This window comes from Streptomyces sp. SID5910 (assembly GCF_009862125.1).
Taxonomy (GTDB): Bacteria; Actinomycetota; Actinomycetes; order Streptomycetales; family Streptomycetaceae; genus Streptomyces.
Map to the genome: position 1 here is coordinate 1 of NZ_WWHX01000621.1, position 5,445 is coordinate 5,445.

Below are 5,445 nucleotides of genomic sequence, written 5' to 3' on the forward strand. Positions count from 1 at the left end.
CGCGCCTCCGGTGCGAAGACGCTGCCGATGCAGGCGGCGAAGAACACCGCCCGTGCGTCGGCGGGACGCCGGGGCGCGGGCCGGGCCGGACCGCCGCGCGGGATGTCGTCGGTCCAGGCGGGCACCAGTTCCGCCGCGCCCAGCCGGCGGACGGCATCCGTGGCGGCGCGGACGGCGGGCGCGGGCGCGGCGTGGGCGGTGTTCAGCGCGAGCCGCACGCCCTTCACGGCACTCCCCCACCGCCGTGCGACGGCGTTGCCGGTGCGCTGGGACAGGGCGCCGTGGCGTTCGGCGCGCAGGCGTTTCATGACGGCTCCGGTGTCGATGACGACCGGGCAGGCGGTGACGCAGAGACTGTCGGCGGCACAGCTGTCGACGGCGGCGTAGGCGTAGTCGTCCTCCAGGGCGCGCCGGCGCTCCTCGTCGCCGGCGGCGGCCGCCAGCGCGATCTCGCGTTGCAGGACGATGCGCTGGCGGGGTGTAGTGGTGGCGTCGGCCGTGGGGCAGACCGGTTCGCAGTAGCCGCACTCGACGCAGGCGTCGACGGCCGGGTCGACCTCGGGGACGCTCTTGAGGTTGCGGAGGTGGGCGGCCGGGTCGTCCTCGATGAGAACGCCGGGGTTCAGCACTCCGTGCGGGTCGCACAGGCGCTTCAACTCCCGCATCACGTCGTACAGTTCGTCGCCGTACTGGCGGCGGACGAAGGGCGCCATGGCCCGTCCGGTGCCGTGCTCGGCCTTCAGGGTGCCGCCGGCGTCGAGGACGAGGTCGACCATGGCGTCGGTGAAGCGGGCGTAGCGCTCGGTCTCCGCCGGGGTGTCGAAGGCCTGGGTGAGCATGAAGTGGAGGTTGCCGTCGCGGGCGTGGCCGAAGATGACCGCGTCCTGGTAGCCGTGCCGGTCGAAGAGGCCGGTCAGTCCGTCGCAGGTGCGGGTCAGTCGTTCCATGGGCACCGCGATGTCCTCAAGCAGTGCGGTGGTGCCGGGGCGGCGGGCGCCGGCGACGGCGGTGTAGAGGCCCTTGCGCAGGTGCCAGAGCCGGGCCCGCACGGCGGGGTCGCGGACGAGCGCGGTGGGACCGACGGCGGGCAGGCGGTCCAGCATCGGCTGCGCGGCCTTCGTCCGCTCGTCCAGCAGCGCGGCGCTGTCCTCGGCGAACTCCACGAGGAGCGCCGCGTGTTGCTCGACGCGCAGCCCGCGCAGGGCGTCCACCGGGTCCGGGGAGCGCTGCGCCACGCGCAGGGAGGCGGCGTCGAGGAGTTCGGCGGTGCGGGCGCCTGCGGCCAGCAGGGCGGGCAGGGCGTCGGTGGCCTCGGCGAGGCCGGGCAGCACCAGCAGGCCCGTCGCGGCGTGCGGCAGCAGCGGTACGGTGCGGAAGACGGCCTCGCCGACGAAGCCGAGGGTGCCCTCGCTGCCGATCATCAGGTGGGCGAGGATGTCGGCCGGCGCGGTGTGGTCCAGGAACGCGTTGAGGCCGTAGCCCATGGTGTTCTTCAGGGAGAACAGCCGCTCGACGGTGGCGCGGGAGGCGGCCGAGTCCCGTACGCGGTCGCGCAGGCGCAGCAGCCCGGCGTGCAGCTCGGGTTCGCGGGCGCGCAGGGCCTGGTCCGCGTCGGGGGCCGCGGTGTCGACGACGGTGCCGGAGGGCAGGACGAATTGCAGGGACTCCATGGTCCGGTAGGCGTTGTCGCGGGTGCCGCAGTTCATGCCGCTGGAGTTGTTGGCGACGAGGCCGCCGATCGTGCAGGCCGACTCGCTCGCCGGGTCCGGGCCGAGCCGGCGTCCGTACCGGGCGAGCCGGGCGTTGGCCTGACGTACCGTCAGCCCGGGTTGGAGGCGGATGCGCCGCCCGTCGTCGAGCACCTCGGCGGAGCGCCAGTGACTGCGCACGTCCACGAGGACGCCGTCGCCGCCCGCCTGTCCCGACAGGCTGGTGCCTCCCGACCGCAGGGTCAGGGGCAGGCCCGCGGCGCGTGCCCCGGCCATCAGCGCGCCCACCTCGGCGGCGGTCGCGGCGCGCACGACGGCCCGCGGCGTGAACAGGTAGGGCGACGCGTCGTGCGCGGCGGCGACGCGGCGGGGCACGTCGACGGTCACCCGCGCGGGGTCGGCGACGCAGCCGGCCAGCAGGTCGGCCAGGCCGGCGGGAGGTGCGGCAGGGGTGGTGGGCATGGCTCCTCGCTACGGCTGGTCGGCGGACGGGACGGGCCGGTCGGTGATCCGCAGCAGGCGTGGCGCGCGGGCCGCGGGTTCGGGCAGGCGCAGCGGGGACCCGCCGGGGGTGATGCTGCCCAGAAGGGTGGCCCGGCGGGCGCCGGTGCCCGAGGGGAGGGTGCCGGGCAGGCCGTGCACGGTGAGGAAGCCGAGGACCGCGAAGGCCAGGGCCTCCTTGGCGTCGGAGGGCATGCCGAGGGCGTCGCTGGGGCGCAGGGGCACGCCGGGCAGTTCGTCGGCGAGCGTGCGCATCAGGACGGGGTTGCGGGTGCCGCCGCCGGAGACGACGAGTTCGGTGACGCCGTGGTCGCGGCAGGCGCCGGCGACGGTGACGGCGGTGAGCCGGGTCAGGGTGGCGAGGACGTCGTCGGTGCCGGGAGTGGGCGCCTTGTCCAGTGCCCGCAGCAGGTAGGGCAGGTGGAAGTGTTCCTTGCCGGTGCTCTTGGGGGCGGGCCTGAGGTAGTACGGGTCGTCGAGCAGGGCCGCGAGGAGCGCGGGGCTGGTGCGGCCGGCGGCTGCCCGGCGGCCGTCCTCGTCGTAGGCGGCGGCGCCGTGCGTGAAGTGCCGTACGGCCGCGTCCAACAGGGCGTTGGCCGGCCCCGTGTCGAAGGCCAGCGGCTCGGCGCCGGGGGCGACGACGGTGACGTTGGCGATGCCGCCGAGGTTGAGGGCGGCCGGTGTGCCGGGCAGCGCGCGCAGCAGCATCGTGTCGGTCATGCCGACCAGCGGGGCGCCCTGGCCGCCCGCGGCGACGTCCCGGCTGCGCAGGTCGGAGACGACCGGGAGGCCGGTGGCCTCGGCGATCCAGGCGGGCTGCCCGAGTTGGAGGGTGCCTCGGACGGTGCCGTCCTCCACCCAGTGGTGCATGGTCTGGCCGTGCGAGACGACCAGGTCGGCGGCGCCGTCGCACAGTTCACCGAGGGCGCGCCCGGCGGCCGCGGCGAAGGCCTGCCCGACTCCGGTGTCCAGGGCGCACACGTCCTGGGTGGTCGTGGCGGCCGGCGGCAGGGTGGCGGAGATGAGGTCGCGCAGCCCGTCCGGGTAGGGGGCGGAGAGGTGGCCGAGCGGCCGCATGAGCAGGGTGTCGCCGTCCAGGGTGAGGTCGGCGGCGGCGGCCTCGATGGCGTCGTAGGAGGTACCCGACATCAGGCCGATCACGCGCACGACGCCTCCCGGCGCGCGGTGCGGCGCGTGGCCGGGGTCTGCCGTGGCTGCGGCATGGCTGCTCCAGGGAAGTTCTCGGCAGGGTACGGGGCCGGGGCCCTGACGGGGACCCCGGCGCGGTGGCGCGTCGGCGCCGTCATTTCCCGACGGCGGCCGTCTCGACGCGGTCCGGGTCGGTGCCGTCGATGCCCTCCGCGGCGTCCGGGGCGCGGTGGAAGAGGCTCATGAGCGCGCCGACGGCCAGGGTGACCACGACGCCGATCGGCACCAGCCACTGGGCGGCGATGCCCGTCGGCACGGTGGCGCCCGCCACGGTGACGTCGATCTTCACGCCGCGCACGAGGTACGTCATCACGGCGATGGTCACGAGGAACGCCACGACGGAGTCGGTCTCGTTGGCCCGCCGGACGAGGCGCCCGAGCAGGAACGCGCCGAGCAGCGCGCCGTAGGTGTAGCCGGCGATGGTGAGGCCGGTCAGGTAGACGTTGCCGGTGCTGGTGCTGAAGGCGCAGGCGAAGACGGCCATCAGCACCGCCCAGACCAGGGTCATCACCCGGGCGATCTTGAGCAGGAACTCCTCGGACGGGGTGCTGCGGAAGAAGCTGTGGATGATGTCGGCGACCGTCGAGTTGGACATGGAGTTGAGCGCCGAGGACAGGGAGCCCATCGCGGCGCCGAGGATGCCGGCCACGAGGAGTCCGGAGACGACCACGGGCAGCCCGTGCAGGATGAACTCGGGGTAGAGGTTGTCGGTGCTGCTCAGGCCCATTTCCTCGAAGCTGCGGCCCTTGTTGTACGACCACAGGAGCGCTCCGACGAGGGAGAACGCGGCGAACTGGACGGTGACGAAGACGCCGGAGGCGATCATGGCCTTCTGGCCGTCGCGCAGTGAGCGGGTGGACAGGACGCGCTGCACCATCAGCTGGTCGGAGCCGTGGCTGGCCATGGCGAAGATGGCGCCGCCGATGATGGCGGTGGGCAGGGCGAACGGGCTGGTGAGGATGTGCGCCAGGTCGAAGTTGGTGTCGAACAGCTGGAACTTGCCCGCGTGCAGGGCCTGCGCGTAGCCGTCGCCGCCGACGTGGGCGGACAGGACGCCGATGGCGAGGAGGGCGCCGCCGACGTACAGGACCATCTGGATGGTGTCGGTCCAGATGACCGCCTTGATGCCGCCGAGGTAGGTGTAGAGGACGGTGACCGCGGTGACGGCGATGATGATGACGCGGAAGCTCGCGTGCACGCCGAACTCGTCGAGCAGCAGCTTGATCGGAATGGCGGAGGCGAACAGCCGTACGCCCTCGGCGAGGAGCCGGGTGAAGACGAAGGTCACCGAGGCGAGCCCTTGCAGCTTCAGCCCGAAGCGGCTGCCCAGGTACTGGTAGGCGCTGACGAATCCGCCACGCTTGTACAGGGGGATCAGCACGGCGGCCACGACGACGCGGCCGATGACGTAGCCGAGGGCGAGCTCGACGTTGCCGAAGCCCTGGCCGCTGTACGCGCCGCCGGGGACGCTGATGACGGTGAGGACGCTGGTCTCGGTGGCCACCACGGAGAAGGCCACGGTCCACCACGGCATGTGGCCTTCGCCGACGAAGTAGTCCTTGGAGGTCTTCTGCCGGCCGGCCAGCCTGAGGCCGATCCAGGCGATCGCCACGAGGTAGACGACGATCACCACGAGGTCGAGTTGGCGCACGCTCACTCCTAAGCGGCGGCCGGCGGGGTCGCCGGCCGGGTGGGGACGGTGGGGGTGGTCGTCGGCCGTCCGGCACGGACGACGTGGGATTCGTGGGGAAGCGCCTGGTCCAGTGCCAGCAGGCGTGCGCCGTCCAGCGGTTCTCCGAGCGGGGCCCGGACCAGGAGGGGCCCGGGGGCGTCGGCGAGGGACGCCCGCAGCGGGCCGAGGAGCAGGTCGCCGAGGCCGGTGAGTCCGCCGGTCAGCGCGACGGGCAGCGCATCGGCGCCGCCGGTCCTGCGGGCCGCGGTCAGGGCGGTCTCGGCCAGTGCGGCGGCGGCCCGGCGCACGATGCCGGCGGCAGTGTCGTCCCCCGCGGCGGCGGCGCGGGCCACC

The 5,445-nt window shown here is 74.1% G+C and carries 3 protein-coding genes and 1 pseudogene; all 4 read right to left on the reverse strand.

Going from position 1 to position 5,445, the window contains the following annotated elements; all coding sequences use genetic code 11:
• The coding region (locus tag GTW67_RS21965; protein ID WP_161166521.1) for an FAD-binding and (Fe-S)-binding domain-containing protein at positions 1-2,171 on the reverse strand (2,171 nt) is incomplete at its 3' end.
• Between the two features lie 9 nt (positions 2,172-2,180).
• Complete coding sequence (locus GTW67_RS21970; protein ID WP_161166522.1) at positions 2,181-3,377, reverse strand: anhydro-N-acetylmuramic acid kinase; 1,197 nt, start codon at positions 3,375-3,377, stop codon at positions 2,181-2,183.
• 136 nt (positions 3,378-3,513) lie between these two features.
• Positions 3,514-5,070, reverse strand: coding sequence for a sodium:solute symporter family transporter (locus tag GTW67_RS21975; protein ID WP_161166523.1), 1,557 nt, complete (start codon positions 5,068-5,070; stop codon positions 3,514-3,516).
• Between the two features lie 8 nt (positions 5,071-5,078).
• Positions 5,079-5,445 (reverse strand): annotated as a pseudogene (locus GTW67_RS21980) (ATPase); the annotation flags it as partial.